General features: G+C 63.2%; 17 protein-coding genes. 3 read left to right on the top strand and 14 right to left on the bottom strand.

Annotated features, from left to right (window positions below; translation table 11 throughout):
• Nucleotides 1–332: 332 nt before the first annotated feature.
• On the top strand, nucleotides 333–1,496 hold the full coding sequence (locus tag MMB74_RS15910) for a porin (protein ID WP_277429616.1): 1,164 nt from the start codon (nucleotides 333–335) through the stop codon (nucleotides 1,494–1,496).
• Between the two features lie 203 nt (nucleotides 1,497–1,699).
• Complete coding sequence (locus tag MMB74_RS15915; RefSeq protein ID WP_277429617.1) at nucleotides 1,700–2,452, top strand: hypothetical protein; 753 nt, start codon at nucleotides 1,700–1,702, stop codon at nucleotides 2,450–2,452.
• Here MMB74_RS15915 and mdcH read toward each other — a convergent pair.
• From mdcH to MMB74_RS15955, 8 genes are read right to left on the bottom strand one after another with little or no spacing between them, the layout of a single operon-like run.
• Nucleotides 2,445–3,392, bottom strand: coding sequence for a malonate decarboxylase subunit epsilon (gene mdcH / locus MMB74_RS15920; protein WP_277429618.1), 948 nt, complete (start codon nucleotides 3,390–3,392; stop codon nucleotides 2,445–2,447). The genes MMB74_RS15915 and mdcH overlap by 8 nt on opposite strands.
• Nucleotides 3,392–4,063: a malonate decarboxylase holo-ACP synthase gene (locus MMB74_RS15925; RefSeq protein WP_277429619.1), complete on the bottom strand. Its 672-nt coding sequence runs from the start codon at nucleotides 4,061–4,063 to the stop codon at nucleotides 3,392–3,394. The genes mdcH and MMB74_RS15925 overlap by 1 nt, the downstream gene beginning before the upstream one ends.
• Before the next feature lie 44 nt (nucleotides 4,064–4,107).
• Entirely contained in the window at nucleotides 4,108–4,929 is an 822-nt protein-coding gene (gene mdcE / locus MMB74_RS15930) for a biotin-independent malonate decarboxylase subunit gamma (RefSeq protein WP_277429620.1), read from the bottom strand.
• Nucleotides 4,926–5,807: a biotin-independent malonate decarboxylase subunit beta gene (locus tag MMB74_RS15935; protein WP_277429621.1), complete on the bottom strand. Its 882-nt coding sequence runs from the start codon at nucleotides 5,805–5,807 to the stop codon at nucleotides 4,926–4,928. The genes mdcE and MMB74_RS15935 overlap by 4 nt, the downstream gene beginning before the upstream one ends.
• Entirely contained in the window at nucleotides 5,804–6,136 is a 333-nt protein-coding gene (locus MMB74_RS15940) for a malonate decarboxylase subunit delta (RefSeq protein WP_277429622.1), read from the bottom strand. Before MMB74_RS15940 ends, MMB74_RS15935 begins: the two co-directional genes overlap by 4 nt.
• Nucleotides 6,124–7,062 carry a triphosphoribosyl-dephospho-CoA synthase gene (locus tag MMB74_RS15945; RefSeq protein ID WP_277429623.1) on the bottom strand — a complete coding sequence of 313 codons (939 nt, stop codon included), beginning with the start codon at nucleotides 7,060–7,062 and terminating at the stop codon, nucleotides 6,124–6,126. Before MMB74_RS15945 ends, MMB74_RS15940 begins: the two co-directional genes overlap by 13 nt.
• A 3-nt stretch (nucleotides 7,063–7,065) precedes the next feature.
• Nucleotides 7,066–8,727 (bottom strand): malonate decarboxylase subunit alpha, encoded by a 1,662-nt coding sequence (gene mdcA / locus MMB74_RS15950; RefSeq protein WP_277429624.1) that lies wholly within the window; start codon nucleotides 8,725–8,727, stop codon nucleotides 7,066–7,068.
• Between the two features lie 43 nt (nucleotides 8,728–8,770).
• A complete protein-coding gene (locus MMB74_RS15955; RefSeq protein ID WP_277429625.1) occupies nucleotides 8,771–9,625 on the bottom strand; it encodes a GntR family transcriptional regulator in 855 nt (284 codons plus the stop codon).
• Between the two features lie 154 nt (nucleotides 9,626–9,779).
• On the opposite strand from MMB74_RS15955, the gene MMB74_RS15960 reads away from it, so the two are divergent.
• Nucleotides 9,780–11,078 carry an MFS transporter gene (locus tag MMB74_RS15960; RefSeq protein ID WP_277429626.1) on the top strand — a complete coding sequence of 433 codons (1,299 nt, stop codon included), beginning with the start codon at nucleotides 9,780–9,782 and terminating at the stop codon, nucleotides 11,076–11,078.
• A 12-nt stretch (nucleotides 11,079–11,090) separates the two neighbouring features.
• On the opposite strand, the gene MMB74_RS15965 is transcribed toward MMB74_RS15960, so the two are convergent.
• The 6 genes from MMB74_RS15965 to MMB74_RS15990 form a co-directional block, all read right to left on the bottom strand.
• The gene (locus MMB74_RS15965) at nucleotides 11,091–12,638 is read right to left on the bottom strand and encodes an SH3 domain-containing C40 family peptidase (RefSeq protein WP_277429627.1); all 1,548 of its coding nucleotides are present in this window, start codon (nucleotides 12,636–12,638) and stop codon (nucleotides 11,091–11,093) included.
• Nucleotides 12,639–12,707: 69 nt separating this feature from the next.
• Nucleotides 12,708–13,607, bottom strand: a complete 900-nt coding sequence (locus tag MMB74_RS15970; RefSeq protein ID WP_277429628.1) for a phosphorylase — start codon at nucleotides 13,605–13,607, stop codon at nucleotides 12,708–12,710.
• 254 nt (nucleotides 13,608–13,861) lie between these two features.
• Nucleotides 13,862–14,140, bottom strand: a complete 279-nt coding sequence (locus MMB74_RS15975; RefSeq protein WP_277429629.1) for a hypothetical protein — start codon at nucleotides 14,138–14,140, stop codon at nucleotides 13,862–13,864.
• Nucleotides 14,141–14,238: 98 nt separating this feature from the next.
• Nucleotides 14,239–15,207, bottom strand: coding sequence for a type II secretion system F family protein (locus tag MMB74_RS15980; RefSeq protein ID WP_277429761.1), 969 nt, complete (start codon nucleotides 15,205–15,207; stop codon nucleotides 14,239–14,241).
• Between the two features lie 41 nt (nucleotides 15,208–15,248).
• Nucleotides 15,249–16,226 carry a type II secretion system F family protein gene (locus MMB74_RS15985; protein WP_277429630.1) on the bottom strand — a complete coding sequence of 326 codons (978 nt, stop codon included), beginning with the start codon at nucleotides 16,224–16,226 and terminating at the stop codon, nucleotides 15,249–15,251.
• 57 nt (nucleotides 16,227–16,283) lie between these two features.
• A complete protein-coding gene (locus MMB74_RS15990; RefSeq protein ID WP_277429631.1) occupies nucleotides 16,284–17,651 on the bottom strand; it encodes a CpaF family protein in 1,368 nt (455 codons plus the stop codon).
• Nucleotides 17,652–17,675: the final 24 nt, after the last annotated feature.

Consider the following 17,675-nt stretch of genomic DNA (forward strand, 5'->3'; position numbering starts at 1 on the left):
CGCCTTTCTATTAGCCTGGTATATCTCGCTGCGTGGCATTTAATTCTCAGGGTTATACCCTATTCATACGTACTTCTTGCCGTGGGCTATCGGCGCAGTCAAATGATCGCAGCGGCTGGAGTTGGCAATAAGCAACGACCCGCCACGGGGCGCCTAGTCGGGATGGACTTGGCGTCGGCGTCGTGCAACCATTCAGTCCATCACGTCACGGTAGCGGTGGTGACAAGCGGTTCGGATGAGACGACAGCGATTGCATCGCCGGTCGCCAAAGACTGCGGGCTTGGCCCGATCTACGGGGTCTCTCGAATCAATTGGCCGGTTTGGAGCAAGCAATGAAAAAGCACGTCCTCTGTCTCGCCGCGTCGGCGGCGTTCGCCGTTCCCGCGTTCGCACAAAATAGCGTGACGTTGTATGGCCTGATCGACGAAGGCTTGAACTATACGAACAACGTGCGCGGCAGCCACAACTACGAGCTCGCAAGCGGCTTCGCGCAAGGCAGCCGGTGGGGCTTGAAGGGCGCCGAAGATCTGGGCAACGGCCTGAAAGCGATCTTCCAATTGGAGAATGGGTTCGACGTCAATACGGGCCGCTTGAATCAGGGCGGCCGCATGTTCGGCCGCCAAGCGTTCGTCGGCCTGGCTAGCCCGTACGGCACGGTGACGCTCGGCCGCCAATACGACGCGCTGGTCGACTATCTCGCGCCCACCACCGCCAACGGAAATTGGGGCGGCTATCTGTTGTCGCACCCGTTCGATAACGACAACACCGATAACTCGTTTCGCGTCAACAACACCATCAAATACGCGAGTCCCAACTATGCGGGCCTGCAATTTGGCGGCACCTATAGCTTCAGCAACGATCCGGGCTTCTCGAATAACCGCCAATACAGCATCGGCGCTCAATATCAGAACGGCGGCCTGTTGGTGGCCGGCGCTTACTTGCAAGCGAACAACCCCGGCTTGACGTCGGGCGGGGCGATCGCGTCGAACGACGCCAATTTCGTCTCGTCGCGCTTGCGTGTCTTCGGCGGCGGCATTAATTACACGTTCGGGCCGGCGACGGCCGGCTTCGTCTATACGAATACGACCGTGCGCAACCCGACCTCCGATGCGTACCTCACGGCTACCGACTCGCTCGTGCCGATCACGGGGCCGCTCGCCGGTTCGACCTTGAACTCGCTCAAGTTTCAGAACTTCGAGCTGAACGGGAAATATCAGTTGACGCCGGCCCTCTATGTCGGCGCGCAGTATGTCTACACGATGGAAAACTATGACACGTCGCTCGGCGGCGTGAAGCCGAAGATCCACACGTTCGGGCTGATGGTCGACTACAACCTGTCCAAACGCACCGACGTCTACATCCAAGGCGCCTTCCAAAAGGTGGCGGGCGACAGCACGGGCTCTTCGCTCGATCACGCTTATGTCACCGGAGCGGACGACGTCTCGAGCTCGTCGAAGCAGGCCGTCGCGCGCGTGGGTATTCGCCACAAGTTCTAATAAAAACGAACAAGATGCGGCGCTTGGCGCCGCGTGTTTGGTCTCGGCCCATCCGGCGCTCGTGCGCGGATGGGTTTTTTATTTACCGGCTTTTACCTGTTGCGCCGATATGGCGCGCAACTTGCGCAGCGGCGTATTCTTGACTGCGACTCGCGTTTATCGCGTTTATCCGGTCGCCCGAACAAGAACGAGGGAGAGACATCATGGCCCGGACACAAGAACTTGCTTCACGTTTACTGCAGGCCCGACGAATGCACACGCTCGTCGATCCCGCGTCGGTCGCCGCTTGCAAACCGCAGAATGCCGACGAGGCGTTGGTCGTCCAGCAACTCGTGCTCGACGAATTGGGGGGCTGTGCGGGCTATAAGATCGGCGCAGGATCTCCGACAGCCGTGCCGCAGTTTGCGCCACTACCGGCAACGCGGGTATTTGGCGCGGCCACGGGCTTGCGTTCCGGCGACTATGCATGTCTAGGCTTGGAACTCGAAATCGCGTTCAGCTTCGCGAGCGACGTAGACCGATCATTGGCTGAGCAGCCCGAGGGGGTGATCGACGCCATCGACACGATGTCCGTCGTCGTCGAAGTGGTCGATAGCCGCTTCGAGGGCTGGCCCAATATCGATCCGTTGCTGCAATTGGCCGATTTGCAGAACAACGGCGCACTCGTGATCGGCGATACGCGGCCCTACGATCGCAACTTCGATTTCAGCGCGCCGCAGCTCGGTTTTTACTGGAACGACCATGAAATATTTCAAGGCGCCGCAAGGCACAGCGCAGGCGATCCGCGGCGCTTGGTTGCCTGGCTCATCGGGCGCACGCTAGAGACGGGGCATTCGATTCCGGCGAGGACCATGTTGACGACGGGTTCGTATACGCCGTTTTACATTGCGTCGGGGCCCGGTATCGTTAGAGGAAGGGTCGAGGGATTCGGGAAAATCGAGTTCGAGATCAAGTAGGCGGGGTGTGTCGGCCCGTCAGTCGCCGTTCGACCACGGCGACCCATCGGTCGCCCTCGAACGACGCCGCGGCCAGCGCCGTGATCTCGGGGTAGGCCTCCCGCGCGATGTCCGTTAACACTTGACCTGGCGGCGCTTCGACGAGAAGCGTCGCGCCGCGCTCCACGAGCGCCGTGAGCGCGTCGAACCAGCGCACGGTGTAGCGCATGTTGGTGGCGAGGTCGTCGCGGATATCGGCGGGGCGATACAGCGCGCGGGCTCGCCGGTTGCCGATGTAGACGGACGCCGGGCTGCGAAACGCGACACCGGCGGCGTAGGCCACGAGCGCATCGGACGCTTTGCGCAGTAATTCGCAATGCGAAGGCACGCTGATCATGAGGCGCTTTGCGCGATGTGCGCCGGCCGTGGTGGCGCGTTCGTTGAATGCATCGAGCGCCGTGACCGAACCTGCGACGACGATCTGACGCGGTGCGTTGACGTTGGCGATGTAGACCTGCGTGTTCGGGGAATTCGCCAAGGGCTCGATTAGCGCTTCGACTTGCGCTTCGGTCAAACCTTCGATCGCCGACAAACCATATCCGCTCGGATACGCTCGCTCCATCAACTCGGCCCGCGTTCGCACCATGCGCAATGCGTCGGCGAAGGACAGTGCGCCGCTTCCGACCGCCGCGGCATAGGCGCCAACCGAAAGCCCGGCGTGCGCGTGCGCCTCTATGCCGGCGGCGGCCAGCCGCCGTTGTACCGCAACCCCGGCGACGACGAGCGCGATCTGCACGGCGATGCTCGAGCGCAGGGCCTCGGCTGTATCCAATTGTCCGACGTCGAGGGCTAGGACATCCGATGCTTCATCCAGGGTTGCGGCTACAGCGGCGTGGGGCGGTAGCCGATGCAAGAACCCTGGGCTCTGTGCGCCCTGGCCGGGATAGAGCAGCGCGAACATCAGGGTTGCGCTCCGTCATAGGGTTGAGGCGTCGACCAAGGGTCGGCGACGAGACTCGGGCCGCGGCCGGACCGCGCCATCACGCGCGGTTTGTGCTCGGCCCATTCGCTGAGCGCAACGCCTCCGGCGGGCGTTTCGAGCTGCGTATCGATGCGCACTCCGAAGGCCGCTTCCACGGCGGATAGACGCGCGCGCAGCGTCCGTGCCGTGATGCGCGGCAACGGCGTCGGCATCCGAATCAGCAAGTCGAGATCGCTGGCATCGGAGACGACGGGATGTCCTGTCGCCAGCTCGAAGCCGACACTGCCGGTCGGCCCCCAAGCGAGGCCGTCCAGCCAGCCGTGCCGAGTGAGCGCTTCGAGCGCTTGGAACGCGCTCAGTGCGCGGCGCTCAGGGGAGAGCGGGCGATCCCGCAGATGCTCGGGCGAGCACGCCGATGCGATCGAATCGAGCGCAACGAAAGCGCCGTATCGTTGAGCCCGCGACGGTCCGCGAAAACCCACGGCGACGAAACCGGGCGGCGCATCGGCCCGTCGGACGACGGCATAAGGCGCATCGGCGAACACACCGCTTAGCCAAGCGGGCATGTTGCTCATCGGAGGGAGGGTATGCAGCCGAAGCAGGTCATGCGCTTCGTATTCCTTACCCTTCGCGAAGGTGTCCGTCCTCATCCGCTCCTCACCGTGCCACGTACCAGCGCCACTCCGCAGATCGCTCAAACGGCATCCCATTGCAAGGCTAGACGGCGCCTGACCTCGATCGATGCCGCGCGAGTGGTGCGCGCGGCATCGGAGTCGAGCCGGTGCCGCGATAGATCGGCGGCATCGGCTCGCGCCGACGACGCCGCGTCCGCGAGCGCGCGGTGCACACGCGCAATCTGCTCTTGCGTGGGCGCGTCCGCGTCGACTTCTTCGATCAAACGATCGAGCAAGCCGAGCTTCGCAAAACCCGTGAGCGAATACGACATCGGCGTGATCGTTTCTCCGAGTGCATCTAGCGCTTCGACGCAGCGGCGTGTGACGCGTGCGGCGGCTTCTTTGCCCATCGCATGGACCATGATCCCGGGCGCATCGAGCGCGAGAATGCGATTGGCTTGATAGCCGTGGGCGAGAAACGCGCCCGACATCGCGGGCCCGACGATCAGCGCGACGACAGGGTGGCCCGCAAGCCGCGCGCTAGCATAGGCGTCGACCGCCGCAGCGCACGCGAGATGAATGCCGAGCATTTCTTCTCGATAGCCGTACGCTTGGCTTTTCACGTCGACGATGACCACGATCGGCCGTCGGCGCGGTGCGTGCGCGTCCGCCTCGATCACCGCGCGCACGGTTTGCGCAAGCCGCCAGCCTTGTTCGAGCCCGACCACATTGTCGCGGGCGCGAGGAAAACGGTTTGCGGGGTCGGGCACCACGGCGATGAAGCGTGCCGGTTCATCGCCGAGCGGTGCATCGGCATGCCAGATCGGCGCTGCGCCGATCGGCTCGCCCGCGAGCGCCCGCAGCCAGCGCTGGCCACGGGAGAAGGCCTTCGTATCGTTCATTCCGACTCCTTAGTATCTGCACCTGGGTCGCCGAACACCGATCTCATCGATGCTGGCGTGACCGCGTCCGGATCGATTCGAGAGAGCAGCGACAGGTAACGACCGACCGCCTCGCTCCGATGTACCGGGCGCACACCCGCCGAGAAGGCCTCTCGCACCGCTGCGGCGACGGCATCCGCATCGTCGTCGACGAGGCGGTCCGCAAGGCCCGATGCGACGCGCTGCTCGCCGCCGATCAATTGCCATATGCGACGCCGGTCGCTGGCGTCCAGCTCCTCGATGCCGGCCTCCTGCTCGATGACCTCGGGCCCGTTCATGCCCAACCGTCCCTGGCGCGTCATGATCAAGCGCGAACATAGGGCCGCGGCCAGCGACATGCCGCCGAAGCATCCCACCATGCCGGCGATCACGCCCACGACCGGCACGTGCCGGCGCAGTGCGACGAGCGCGGCTTGAATCTCGGCGATGACCGCGAGGCCGAGGTTTGCTTCCTGCAAGCGCACGCCGCCGGTCTCGAACACGATGACGGGGCGCACGGTGCGGCCGCGCTCGCAGTCGCGCAACGCGAGCTCCAGTGCGCCTGCGATCTTGCTGCCCGACACCTCTCCGATGCTGCCGCCCTGAAACGCCGATTCGATAGCCGCAACGACCGCCGGCTGGCCGTCGATGCTTCCGCGCGCAATGATCGCGCCGTCGTCGGCTTGGCAGACGATGCCCTGCAGCGGCAGCCAGGGCGAGGTGAGGCGATCGAACGGGCCCAGCAGCTCGCGAAACGTACCGGCGTCCAGCAGGCGCCGCGCTCGCTCGCGCGCGGTCAGTTCGATGAAGCTTTCGCGCGCCGAGAAGCTCGGCGCAGCCGCTTCGAACCCAGCGTTCATGCGTTCTCTCCTTGCATGCCTTGGGTCCCCCCTTGGGTGCCTTGCGCGGCTTCGACGGCCTCCGCAAGCCGCAAGGCAACCACGCCGGGCGTCGCGCCGAAATCGTTGATTTCGATTTGAGCCGCGCCATCGTAGCGCGAGAAGAACCGATCCAACACGCTCTTCCAAATGTGGCCGTAACCGTCGACGCTCGTATTGACGACGACACGGGCCTGCATCGCCTGGTTTGGCGCAAGCAGCACTTCGAGGTCGCCGGAGCCGACCACGCCCACGTGCGCACGCGCGGACACGATGCTGCGCGCAGGGTAATCGAAGCTCAGATGCTCCATGATGCTGTCCTCCCGCCGGCGCCGTCCTGCGCCAGCTTGTCCATGAAAAGGGTAGCCGCGAGCAGATCGGCGGCGCCGCCCGGCGACGCATTGAGCGACAGCAGGCGCGCTTCGAGCCGTTCGAGCGCGGCGCGGCCGCGCGCGGTGGCGCAGCCGCCAAGCGTCAGTACTTCTTGTGCGCCCGCTTTCGCGGCGCAGAGCGCGGGCGGCCCGGCGCGATGTAAAAGACAGGTGTCGTCGAGCGAGGTCATGATGGCGAGCAGCGCGTCGATGCGCGCGACGTTTTCGCCGACGCCGCGATTCCTTGCCGCGCGAAGCGCGGGCAGGCCAATGCGCACCACATGAGGAAACCCTTCCTGCGCTTCCCGTCGCGCCCCCCCGACGCCATAGCGAGCCCGTACGCGCGAGCCGTTGCTATCGACGAGTGGCGCACCATGATCGGGAAAACAAGCGATCTGCGCGGCCATGGCGCAGATCTCCCGTGCAGCGTCGAACTGCGGCCGCGTGAGCGCTTCCATGCCGAATATCGTTGCGCCTGCAACTAACAGCCCGACGATCCAAATCGCGCCGCGGTGAGCGTTGCTACCTTGCGTCGCCTCCATCATCACGCTTTCGCCATCGCGGCCAATAGCGGCCAGTTGCGCCCGCAACGACGCCGACGGCACCACGCCTGTCGATGCGCGTGCAAGTGCGGCAAAAGTCGGCTCGAGCGAGCAAGCCGAGCGCTCCATCAATGCAAGATTCAGATCGCGATGGGCGCCGCTGCCGCGCCGATCGACGAGCGCGGGCTTGGGCGTAAGACGCGCCTCTTCGAGCAGCGCATGGGTGGCCAGACGCGCGAGCCACGCGGCGGCATCGTCGCTCGGTAGGGAGGTGTTGGCTTCTCGGCTAGGCCGAGGCACTCGACGAACTGCGATGGCGGGCATCGCTCACCAGCTCCGAAAGCGCGCCGGCGGCGCATACAGGCCGCCCGACCAAGCCACGAGATCGTCGATGCTGCGTGCGGCCAGCAACGCGCGCTTGGCTTGAGCGCGCCGAATGCCGAGGTCTTCCGGGTAGGCGACGATGCCGCGCCGCCGCAGCTCGGCAGTGCGTTCGGGCTTCGCGCGGAGCCCGATCGGCGTCACGCCTGCCACGGCGGCAAGCGCCGCGCGCCGCTCCTCGATGCCTTCGGCTTTATGCAGATAGGCGATGCCTTCCTCGGTCACGACGTGGCTGACATCGTCGCCGTAAATCATCACGGGTGCGATCGGCATCGCGCTCTTGGCGCCGACGGCGATGGCATCGAGCTCGTCGACGAACGTGGGTTCGCCGCCTTTCTTATAGGTTTCGGCAAGCTGAACGACGAGTTTGCGCCCGCGCGCGATCGGCCCGTCGCCGGCCTTGAGCAGCTTGAGCCACGCTTCGCTCGCATGGCGGCGTCCATGCGGATCGTGCCCCATGTTCGGGGCGCCCCCGAAGCCGGCGAGCCGCCCGCGCGTGACGGTGGATGAATTGGCATCGGCATCGAGCTGCAGCGTGGAGCCGATGAATAGATCGACGCCGTACTGGCCAGCCAATTGACACAGCACGCGGTTGGAGCGAAGACTGCCGTCGCGTCCGGTGAAAAACACATCGGGACGCGCCGCGACGTAGTCTTCCATGCCCACTTCGCTGCCGAAGCAATGAACGCTTTCCACCCATCCCGATTCGATCGCGGGAATCAGCGTGGGGTGGGGATTGAGCGTCCAGTTGCGGCAGATCTTTCCTTTCAAGCCGAGTTCCGCGCCGTACGTGGGCAGTATCAGTTCGATCGCGGCGGTATCGAACCCGATGCCATGGTTAAGCGAGGTCACGCCGTAGGGCGCGTAAATGCCGCGAATCACCATCATCGCGGTTAGCACCTGCAAATCGCCGATGTGCCGTGGATCGCGCGTGAACAACGGCTCGACCGCGAACGGGCGGTCCGCCTGGACCACCACGTCGACCCACGACGCAGGAATGTCGACGCGGGGCAGGGTGTCGACGATTTCATTGACCTGAACGATGACGATACCGTGGCGGAACGCGGCCGCTTCGGCGATCGTCGGCGTGTCTTCGGTATTCGCCCCCGTGTACAGATTGCCGTGGCGATCGGCCTTCTCGGCGCACAGCAACGCGACTTGGGGCGTCAAGTCGACGAACATGCGTGCGTAGAGTTCGACGTAGGTATAGATCGAGCCGATTTCCAGCAGCCCGTCTTCGAGCAGCTGAGCGACGCGCAGGCTTTGCGGCCCCGCGAAAGAGAAGTCGACCTTGTGCGCGATGCCGCGCTCGAACAGCGTCAAATGCTCGGGGCGGCTGATGCTGGAAATCAAGAGATGGATGCCGTGGACGATGTCCGGATCGACGCGGGCGAGCGAGCGCGAGAGGAAATCGGCCTGCTTTTGGTTGTCGCCCTCGAGTGCAACGCGATCGCCTGGGCGGATCAGCGTTTGAAGCGCATCGATGATCCGCTCCGACGGCAGAATGCCATCCTCGAGCCAAGGCGCTACGGCGGCCAGGCGTCGCGCTTTCTCGTCACGCAGTGTGGTCCACGTACGCGGGACCGTGGGTTCGGCGGCGGGAATCATCTGGCGAAGCGGCTCCTATACGTGAAACGAGGGCGGACGAGTTTCATCCGTTGTGGCGCCGCGAAGGCGGACGCTTCTTCGCAGCGATCATCGGCATGGCCTCCGACGCGCCCGCATCGTTGCCTGCGCTTGCGAGTTTGCTCGCACTCTTACCGGCGCGCTTGCCCCCCGAAGCGGCGGCGCGCGGCGCCTGCTCGCTGAGCAAGCGATAAAGCAAATCGCCGGTGCCGAGCAAATGGTCGGAAACGAGCTTTTGGGCCGCGGGGATGTCCTTGCGCCGCACGAATCGCATCAACTGACCATGCTCGTGATCCGACACGCGCTTGTGCTCGGGCAATCCGAACTTGACTCGAAGGTAGCGTTCGCCGCGACGGTGCAACGTGCCGATCATCTCGAGCAACTGCGGCCGCGCCGCGGGCGCGTAAAGGCTCATGTGGAACGCCTCGTTGCGAGCGACGTAGAGCGCCGGGTCGCGCTCGAGTTCCGCGGCTTCGTACAGCGATTGCGCCACGTGCAAGGTCTCGCTCGTGTGGTTCGGGATCGCCAGCGTGATCGCGAGACCTTCCAACGCGGCGCGGATCTCGTAGATCTCGCGGGCTTCGTCGGCCGAAAGCGGGGCGACGGTGGCGCCCTTGTTCATCTCGGCCTTCGTCCAGCCTTCGCTTTCGAGCAGCCGCAGCGCTTCGCGCACGGGAATCGCGCTGACGGAGAAATGCCGCGCCAGGGCGTCTTGGCGCAACGGCGCGCCGGGAGGCAGGCGGCCATCGACAATCGCCGCGCGCAATGCGTCGGCCACCATGCGCGAGGCGCTCGTGCGAGGAGCGACGGCTACTCCCGCAAGGGGCAGGCCTTCGGGAACCTCGATCTCTAGGGGAAAACGATTCGTTGCGTCATTCATGATGCTCGATATTATATACAAAATATTCGATAGGAAATGGGGCAAACCCGGGGTACATCGGGGCCTGGACGTAGGCCAGGAGCCAGGCGCGCCGAAGCCGTCGCGCGCTTGCGCCGTCATTGTCGGTAGTCAAACCGTTTCACCGGAGGAGTCGATGAGTTCGATGACAGACAGCGCGCGTACGGCGCGGCAGCGCACGCCGCTGAACCGTTCGCAAATAGCGGGATTTTGGGGTGCCTGGGCGGGCTGGACGCTCGATGGCATGGATTCGTTCATTTATGCGCTCGTGCTCACGCCGGCGCTGACCGAACTGTTGCCGCGCTCGGGATTCGCGGCAAGCGGCGCGAACATCGGGCTTGCCGGTTCGATCTTGTTCGCGTTGTTTCTCGTGGGATGGGGCTTGTCCTTCATTTGGGGGCCGCTAGCCGATCGCTTCGGGCGGACCAAAGTGTTGGCCGCAACGATCTTCACGTTCGCCATTTTCACGGGTCTTTCCGCAACTGCGCACAGCGTGTACGAACTCGCCATCTACCGCTTTCTCGCCGGTGTCGGGATCGGTGGCGAATGGGCGTTGGCGGGCACCTATGTGGCTGAAGCGTGGCCCGAAGACCGCCGGAAGATGGGGGCGGGTTATTTGCAGACGGGCTATTACGCGGGCTTCTTCTTGGCTGCCGCGCTGAACTATACGATCGGCGTCCACTTCGGGTGGCGCGCGATGTTCTTGACCGGAGCGGTGCCTGTCGTTATCGCGATTCTCGTGCTGTTGCGGGTCAAGGAACCGGAGAAGTGGAAGCAGTCGGAGGCACGCGTGGTGCACGTGAAGCCGCTCGCGCAAATCCTCGGTCCCGGCTATCGTCGGCGCACTTGGGTGGCCTGTGCGCTGTTGACGATCGCCATCGTCGGTCTATGGGCCGGCGCGGTGTACGAGCCGTCGGCTGTCATTCAACTCGCGCTGAAGTCGGGCATGGATAAAGCTGGTGCGATCAAGACCGCTTCCCTGGCGACGGGCTTGCTTTCGATCGGCACGATTCTCGGGTGCTTGGCGTTGCCGCCGCTCGCGGAACGCATTGGCCGAAAAAAGACGCTCGCAGTGTATTTTGCCGGCATGGCCGCTTCCATCATCGGCAGCTTCGGTTGGGCATTTTACTTGCCGAACGGGTTGGCGCCGTTCATCGCTTGGCTGTTCGCGCTTGGGTTCTTCGGCGGCAACTTTGCGTTGTTCAGCTTGTGGCTGCCCGAGCAGTTCGAAACGCGGGTGCGCGCAACGGCATTCGCCTTCTGCACCTCGTTCGGCCGCTTCATCGGGGCGGGGGTGAACTTCCTTCTAGGCGCGGCCGTGCTGCATACGCATACGCTTGGATTGCCGGTTGCATTGACTGCCGGCGTGTTCGTGGTGGGGCTGTTCATCATTCCGTTCGCGCCCGAGACGAGGGGGGAAGTCTTGCCGCAGTAAAGCGGCGAAGCCTCAACTCGCCGGGTTTTCGTCGGTTGCCGGCGGCGCTGCGCCGCTTGGCATGCCGAGCACGCTCACCTGAAAGATTCGCGTGGCGGCAAGCGATTCGAGGCTCGGATCTTCCGGAATGGTCAGCAAGAGCGGGAAGATGACCGACCCGCCAATGATCGCGCGCCGGCTGTTGTCCGCCGGGCGCATCCCCCAAATGTCCTGATAGACGAGCGGGACCGCGCGACCATCGCGTATCGTATTGCCCAAGTACAGCATGACGTGCCCGCCGATATAGATCAGCGTGCGCATCGGCTTGCCGTTTCTCACCAAAAAGTCGAGCCGTTGCGCGGGCGAGTCCGACGAAAGATCGGTCATGTCGCCAGCCGACATTTGGGCGGACGAATGTCGCGGCAACCAAACGCCGAACGCGGCAAAGATGCTTTGCAACTCCGACGAACAGTCGTTGTAGAAGTTCATGTTGCCCCATCCATAGGGGCGGCCGATCAACGACTTCATCAGCATGGCCAAATGCCGCGGCGTAGCGGCGATCGGCGCTCGTGCCGCCACCGTGTTCGGCAACCGGGCTTCGCGTATCACGGCACGGCCATCGATATCTCGCGCGGGGACGAGTGCCGCAAGCGGCTGATTCGACGCGGCGCTTTGCGTGTGTGCAAGTTGCGCGTGTGCAAGCGGCAGCAGCGTGCCCGCAGTCGCATTGAACCGGAACGTGGCGCTATCGTCGCGCACCGGTGTACTCGCTGCGGTCACCACTGCCCAACCGTCTGAGCCGCGATGCGACCAAGTCGAGATGAATGCGTCGTCGACGAAACCCACGCCGTTCGACGCCACCCACCCTTGAACGTCCGGCGTTTGCACGTAGTCCCATGCGCCGTCGGCGCTTTGGCCGAGCACGTAAAGCGGCGTGCCGGGGCGCACCGAAGAGATTTGTAGGTTGTCGAACGGGTAGCCCTGACCGGCGAGCCGGTGCGAAAAGAACGATGGGTCCATCGTCGGCAATTCGCGCACGAGCAGCGCATCCGTTGCGATGGCGCGCGCGGCGGGCGTGTAGCGAGGCGCTTGCCCGAACTGCTGCAGGTTCATGTTGCGCTCGATATCGTCGAGCCACCGGCTCGTATGCGGCCGAAAGTTCTGGCCGTACCCGATCCCTCGACCTACCTTGCCTGCGTTGTCATAGCTGCCGATCCGGCGCAATTGGAGATCGACGATATCGGAGCCGCCATCGCCGTACAGACGATTGGCGATGAAGGCCGGATTCCACGGCGACGGATCGCGTTCTGCGGTACCAAAATATCGGGCAAGGTAAGCAGCCCAATGCGCACGCTGTTCGGCAGGGCTTAAAAACGGCGTGTCATAGCCCGCGCTGGACGGATCGATCCAGTGATCGACATCCTGGTCGTAGGCAGCCATCGGAAACAGGCCGATAGGATCGACGTAAGCATGCGAGGCTGCCGGTGGGTTGGCGGCACAGGCAGCAAGCGTCAAGACAAGCGATGCAAGAGCGATGCGAGCGATACGCGAACGCGCATGTGACGCGACGTTGGACGACATAAGCAAAGGCACAGGGCGAAGAAAGCGTAAGGCCATCATGATAAGGCCTGTCTGCGGCAGGGCGGGCGGTTATGCGTTCTCGCGTCGCGCGACGCCGACGCGACAAAGCGCAGTCATCGGGCCGATTCGACACAGTTCGTCGAACTGCTCGGCGTTCCGTACGAACAGCGAGCCGGCGAATCCCAGCGAATTGATTGGGATTCCCGCAGCGCATTCGGCAGAACGTGGCACGAGCAGCATCCAGCGTGGCGTCATCAGCAGGTTGTACGGGGCGCTTTGATGCAGGCGACCGTCGACAACGATCGATCTCAACCCAACGGCATCCAAAAGCAGCCGATACCGATCGAGCGCCTGTGCGGCCGCTTGCTCGATTGGAGCCGGTACGAGTCGCGCGAAAGCATGGGCGAATGAGAGGCCGGGCAAGGTGCCCACCGGGCCGTCAAACGACGCCGCATCGATGAGCGGTGCGATGGGCAGCGACTGCCCCAAATCTCCAAGCGGCAACGGCACGACCTGCATGTGCTTGTGCGGCTGGCTCGCGCCCGCTTCGCGGCCGCCGTTGTAGAACCCCAGTGCGTCGAATTCGCTCAGGCAGGCGAACCATGCCGCGAAATCGTCGAGATCGAGCAACGCTTCCTGCGGCTCGAATGCACGCGTCACGATCAGCAGGTGATGATCGATGACATTGAACTTGTTGAGTAGCGCGAAATGCGTGGCCGATACGTCGGCGACGAATAGATCGGGGTCGTGCGGAAGGAACGGATCGACGAAGCGCTGTGGCGCAGACGTTTCCTGGCGGTGTTTGCGGACCAAACTCGAGACCTGCCGGACGACGAAGCGTATGCCGCTATCGTCCAGCGTGGTTTGGACCGTCTCGATCGGGCGCAGCGCGCCGCATGCGAGCGCATGGGCGGTTCGCCCGATGATGGCGGGCCGGAGTGTGCCGGGGTGCAACGAACAAGCGGCCATTGTCGATATGGATGGCTGGAGCGATCAATGTCGTCATTGTGGCGCAAATGAAAGAAACGATCATTTGGTACGTGCAGACGACCGATAAACGGCGGAAAAGGATCGGCTGCCAAGTGCCGCATGACGATGGCATCGTTGCGGCTTCCGCGGCCGGCGGCGAGGCGCCGTTTGTCGAGCTGACGCCGGAACGTCTGCCGACGCAGGATTTCGCGCGGTCGGTGGAATATCGATGCGCGCTATCCGCCGGGCCGGCGTTATTCGCCGAACAGGCTCCGGATGTCTTTGACGTCATCCGTATCCGAGAGGTTGTATTCGGCCCGCACGGCTGTCAGCACTTCGTCGACGAATCGCTCGTACCCCACCGCGTTGCCGAAGTGTTTCATCGTCCAATTGCAGCCGTTTGTGTCGGAGGGCTGTTTTTGCGGACGCGGCACGCGAATCTTGACGCCGTCTTCGACGATTTCGTGGATGCGATGGATGCGGTGGCTCACTTCCTCTTGCAATTGCGAAGCGTTGCGCGTTTTGCGGGCCATGTCGGGCTCCTCGTCAAGGTTGCGCGACAGTTTACGATACGCGGCCGCGATCGAGATGACGGACGCGATGCTCACGCGCCGTGTCCGTCGGAACATGCTCAAATGCCGCCGCCGTTCATGATCGGCAAGAGAACCCGGTAGACCTGAATGACCGCCGGTCCCAACAACACGATGAACATCGCGGGAAAGATGCAGAAGCAGAGCGGAAGCAGCAATTTCAAAGCAATCTTCGCTGCCTGTTCCTCGGCGCGCATCCGGCGCCGCGTGCGCAACGTGTCTGAAAGCACGCGCAGCGAATCGCCGATACTCGTGCCAAAGCGTTCAGCCTGGATGAGCATCGTGCTGAACGATTCGATATCTTCCACGCCCGTGCGCAAAGAGAGATTACGCAGCGCCTGTTCTTTCGAAAAGCCAGAGCGCAATTCCAGCAGCATCAATTGGAGCTCATTTGCCACCACCGGGCTACGCAGCTTGATTTCGTCAGCCACCTTTACCATCGCGGCGTCCAGACCCAGGCCGGCCTCGACGCAAACGGTCAGCAGGTCGATCGCATCCGGAAAATCCTCGAAGATCGTGCGCTTGCGCGCGGCCACGCGACGCCTGAGCACGCCGTTTGGCAGGTAGTAGCCGAATGCGCCCATCAACAGCAGGATTCCGCTCAGTTCGGTCGGGTTGGTCGAGACGGAGCTGGTGGCAAGCCAGGGCAACGCGATGAGCGGGAGCGCGAGAGCCAGCGCGGTTTTGGCCGCAAAATAAACCGCGGCGGCGTGCGGGGATCGCCAGCCCGCATTCATGAGTTGCAGCCGCAATGCCGACTTCTCCCAGTTCTCTTTGGGAATCGACAGCTTCGCAATGGGCTGCGAAATATCCGCGATCCTTTCGAGCCATGCCGAGCCTGGCGACTCGGGTTCGGACGGTGCTTTGACTTGTGCCCCTCCCACAGCCTGTTCGATGCGCCGCCGCATGTCGCGCGGTGCGAAGAAGATCATCGCGCCGAAGGCTCCGGCGAACACGATGACGAAAAGGCCGGCCAGCAAAGCGATGTTGATCGTATTGGGCGATTCCATGACACCCCCATATAACAGCGTCGCGGCGAGTGCTCGCGCACTCACACGCGGATTTTGATAATGTTGCGCATCCACATCACGCCCGCCACCATGATGACCGCCATCCCCGCAAGCATCTTCTGGCCGAGCGGATCTTCCCATAGCACCGGAAGGAACTTCGGATTGAAGATCATGACGGCGCCGCCGGTCACGAACGGAAGCAGACAAAGCACCCACGCCGACAACTTTCCTTCCGCGGCCAGCACGCGCACCTTGTCGAAGAGCTTGAAACGCTCGCGGATCAGAAAGCCAATACCGTCGAGCACCTCTGCCAGATTGCCGCCCGTTTCTCGCTGAATCAGCACGGCGATCACGAAGTACCGCAAATCGCGAATCGGTACGCGGTTTGCCAGATTCAGCAAAGCCTCGTTCATTGGCACGCCGTAGTTGATTTCATCGAAGGTGATCCGGAATTCACCGCCCATCGGTTCGGCGAATTCCGAGGCCACCATGCCGATGGCGCTGGCGAACGAGTGCCCCGCACGCAGGGCGCGGCTCAACGTATCGGCAACGTCGGGCAGTTGCTTTTCCAGCTTATGCAGCCGTTTGTTCCGCAGGCGCAGGATATTGAAGTAGGGAAGGGCGCCCACGAATAATGCGGCTATCGGACCGACCACCACGGGCACGGGCAAGAGGGCCGTTACCACGAGCGCACAAAACGCCAGGATCAGGCACGTGAGACCCAGCCGCGCGGCGCTGGTACGCGTGCCCGATTGCTGCAGCAGAAGATCGAGCGATTTCGCGCGCGGCATCTGCAGCATCAGCTTTTCGAAGAAGCTGCCATCCTTGAGCACATCGTTCTTCAGAATCGACAAGCGTTCCTTGCTCGCGTGTCCGCCCGCCGACAATGCGCGGATGCGTGAGTCGATGCGCCGTGCCGCGGGACCATGGCGGCTGTTCCACCAGACGTAGATGGCTTCGAACGCTAGCACGACGGCTACGAACATCAAGACGATGAATGTGTAGAAGATCGAATCCATGCTGGCCTCCCCGGTTCCGGCAGCTTAGACAGCGTGCCCGGTTGTTTCGCTACTTGACTACTTGGTGTCGAATCGCCGCGCGGGGTCGTAGAGCTGATCGGGAAGATTGATCCCGAACGCTTGCAGTCGATCGACGAATTTAGGCCGCACCCCGGTCGCACAGAAATAGCCGCGTACGTTACCGTTTGGATCGAGACCCGTTCGCTTGAAGGCAAAAATCTCCTGCATGTTGATGACTTCGCCTTCCATCCCGGTCAGCTCCTGGATGCTCACGATCTTGCGCCGGCCGTCGTTGAGCCGCGTAGCCTGGATGACGACGTGAATCGCCGATGCGATTTGCTGGCGCATTGTTTTCGGCGGAAGCGACATCCCCGCCATGTTGATCATGTTCTCGAGGCGCGTAAGGGCATCGCGCGGGGTATTCGCATGGATCGTCGCAAGCGATCCCTCGTGGCCGGTGTTCATGGCGGCGAGCATGTCGAGGGCTTCGGCGCCGCGCACCTCACCCAGAATGATTCGGTCAGGACGCATCCGCAAGGCGTTGCGCACCAGTGTGCGTTGCGTGATCTCGCCACGCCCCTCGATATTCGGAGGGCGTGTCTCGAGCCTGGCCACATGAGGCTGGCGAAGCTGAAGTTCCGCCGCGTCCTCAATCGTGATGATGCGCTCGTCGGCCGGGATGAAGCCCGACAGGATGTTCAGAAGCGTCGTCTTGCCGCTGCCGGTGCCGCCCGAGATGAGGATGTTGACCTTGGCGCGCGCCAGAGCGTCGAGGAGTTCGGCCATGGGCGGGGTGAGGGTCTGCAACTCGATCAGATCCGACACCTGCAATGGATTGACGGCGAAGCGCCTGATCGACACGAGCGGCCCATCTACGGCGGACGGGGGGATGATTGCGTTGACGCGCGATCCGTCCGGCAGTCGCGCATCGACCATCGGGCTCGATTCGTCGATGCGCCGTCCGACGCGTGACACGATCTTCTCGATCACTTTCATCAGGTGCGCATCGTCGTAGAACGTGACATCGGTCAGTTCAAGGCGTCCTTTGCGTTCGACATACGTTTGTTGAAACGTATTGACCAATATGTCGGATATGCCTGGGTCGCGTAGCAGCACTTCCAGGGGACCGAAGCCGAACATTTCATCGTAGACGTCGACGACGAGTTGCTTGCGCTCCGGGTCGTTGGCGGGCGCTCTTTCCTCGTCGAGGATGCGCATGATGAGTGCGGTGAGTTCCTGACGAACGAGGTCCGGTGATAGACGCGCGAGGCGTTCGAGTTCGACGCGCTCGAGCACCAGTTGGTGGACTTCGCGCTTGAGCTTCTGGTACGAGCTGCGGGCCATGCCATTGTGCGAGCTTCCCACTGGGGCGCGTTCGCCGAGCGGCTGCACGGATTGGTTGGAAATCTGCTCACGTAGCAACATGGTGTTCTCCTCGTTCTGCGTTCA

Source organism: Trinickia sp. Y13 (assembly GCF_029522115.1).
Classification (GTDB): Bacteria; Pseudomonadota; Gammaproteobacteria; order Burkholderiales; family Burkholderiaceae; genus Trinickia.

What these genes read in the sequence shown, in the direction of transcription:
- MMB74_RS15935 (WP_277429621.1), bottom strand. Translation starts at nt 5,807, where the DNA reads ATGAACGCTGGGTTCGAAGCGGCTGCGCCGAGCTTCTCGGCGCGCGAA.
- mdcA (WP_277429624.1), bottom strand. Translation starts at nt 8,727, where the DNA reads ATGATTCCCGCCGCCGAACCCACGGTCCCGCGTACGTGGACCACACTG.
- MMB74_RS15960 (WP_277429626.1), top strand. Translation starts at nt 9,780, where the DNA reads ATGAGTTCGATGACAGACAGCGCGCGTACGGCGCGGCAGCGCACGCCG.
- MMB74_RS15945 (WP_277429623.1), bottom strand. Translation starts at nt 7,062, where the DNA reads ATGCCCGCCATCGCAGTTCGTCGAGTGCCTCGGCCTAGCCGAGAAGCC.
- mdcH (WP_277429618.1), bottom strand. Translation starts at nt 3,392, where the DNA reads ATGTTCGCGCTGCTCTATCCCGGCCAGGGCGCACAGAGCCCAGGGTTC.
- MMB74_RS15970 (WP_277429628.1), bottom strand. Translation starts at nt 13,607, where the DNA reads ATGGCCGCTTGTTCGTTGCACCCCGGCACACTCCGGCCCGCCATCATC.
- MMB74_RS15925 (WP_277429619.1), bottom strand. Translation starts at nt 4,063, where the DNA reads ATGAGGACGGACACCTTCGCGAAGGGTAAGGAATACGAAGCGCATGAC.
- MMB74_RS15980 (WP_277429761.1), bottom strand. Translation starts at nt 15,207, where the DNA reads ATGGAATCGCCCAATACGATCAACATCGCTTTGCTGGCCGGCCTTTTC.
- MMB74_RS15990 (WP_277429631.1), bottom strand. Translation starts at nt 17,651, where the DNA reads ATGTTGCTACGTGAGCAGATTTCCAACCAATCCGTGCAGCCGCTCGGC.
- MMB74_RS15940 (WP_277429622.1), bottom strand. Translation starts at nt 6,136, where the DNA reads ATGGAGCATCTGAGCTTCGATTACCCTGCGCGCAGCATCGTGTCCGCG.
- MMB74_RS15955 (WP_277429625.1), bottom strand. Translation starts at nt 9,625, where the DNA reads ATGAATGACGCAACGAATCGTTTTCCCCTAGAGATCGAGGTTCCCGAA.
- MMB74_RS15975 (WP_277429629.1), bottom strand. Translation starts at nt 14,140, where the DNA reads ATGGCCCGCAAAACGCGCAACGCTTCGCAATTGCAAGAGGAAGTGAGC.
- mdcE (WP_277429620.1), bottom strand. Translation starts at nt 4,929, where the DNA reads ATGAACGATACGAAGGCCTTCTCCCGTGGCCAGCGCTGGCTGCGGGCG.
- MMB74_RS15985 (WP_277429630.1), bottom strand. Translation starts at nt 16,226, where the DNA reads ATGGATTCGATCTTCTACACATTCATCGTCTTGATGTTCGTAGCCGTC.
- MMB74_RS15910 (WP_277429616.1), top strand. Translation starts at nt 333, where the DNA reads ATGAAAAAGCACGTCCTCTGTCTCGCCGCGTCGGCGGCGTTCGCCGTT.
- MMB74_RS15915 (WP_277429617.1), top strand. Translation starts at nt 1,700, where the DNA reads ATGGCCCGGACACAAGAACTTGCTTCACGTTTACTGCAGGCCCGACGA.
- MMB74_RS15965 (WP_277429627.1), bottom strand. Translation starts at nt 12,638, where the DNA reads ATGTCGTCCAACGTCGCGTCACATGCGCGTTCGCGTATCGCTCGCATC.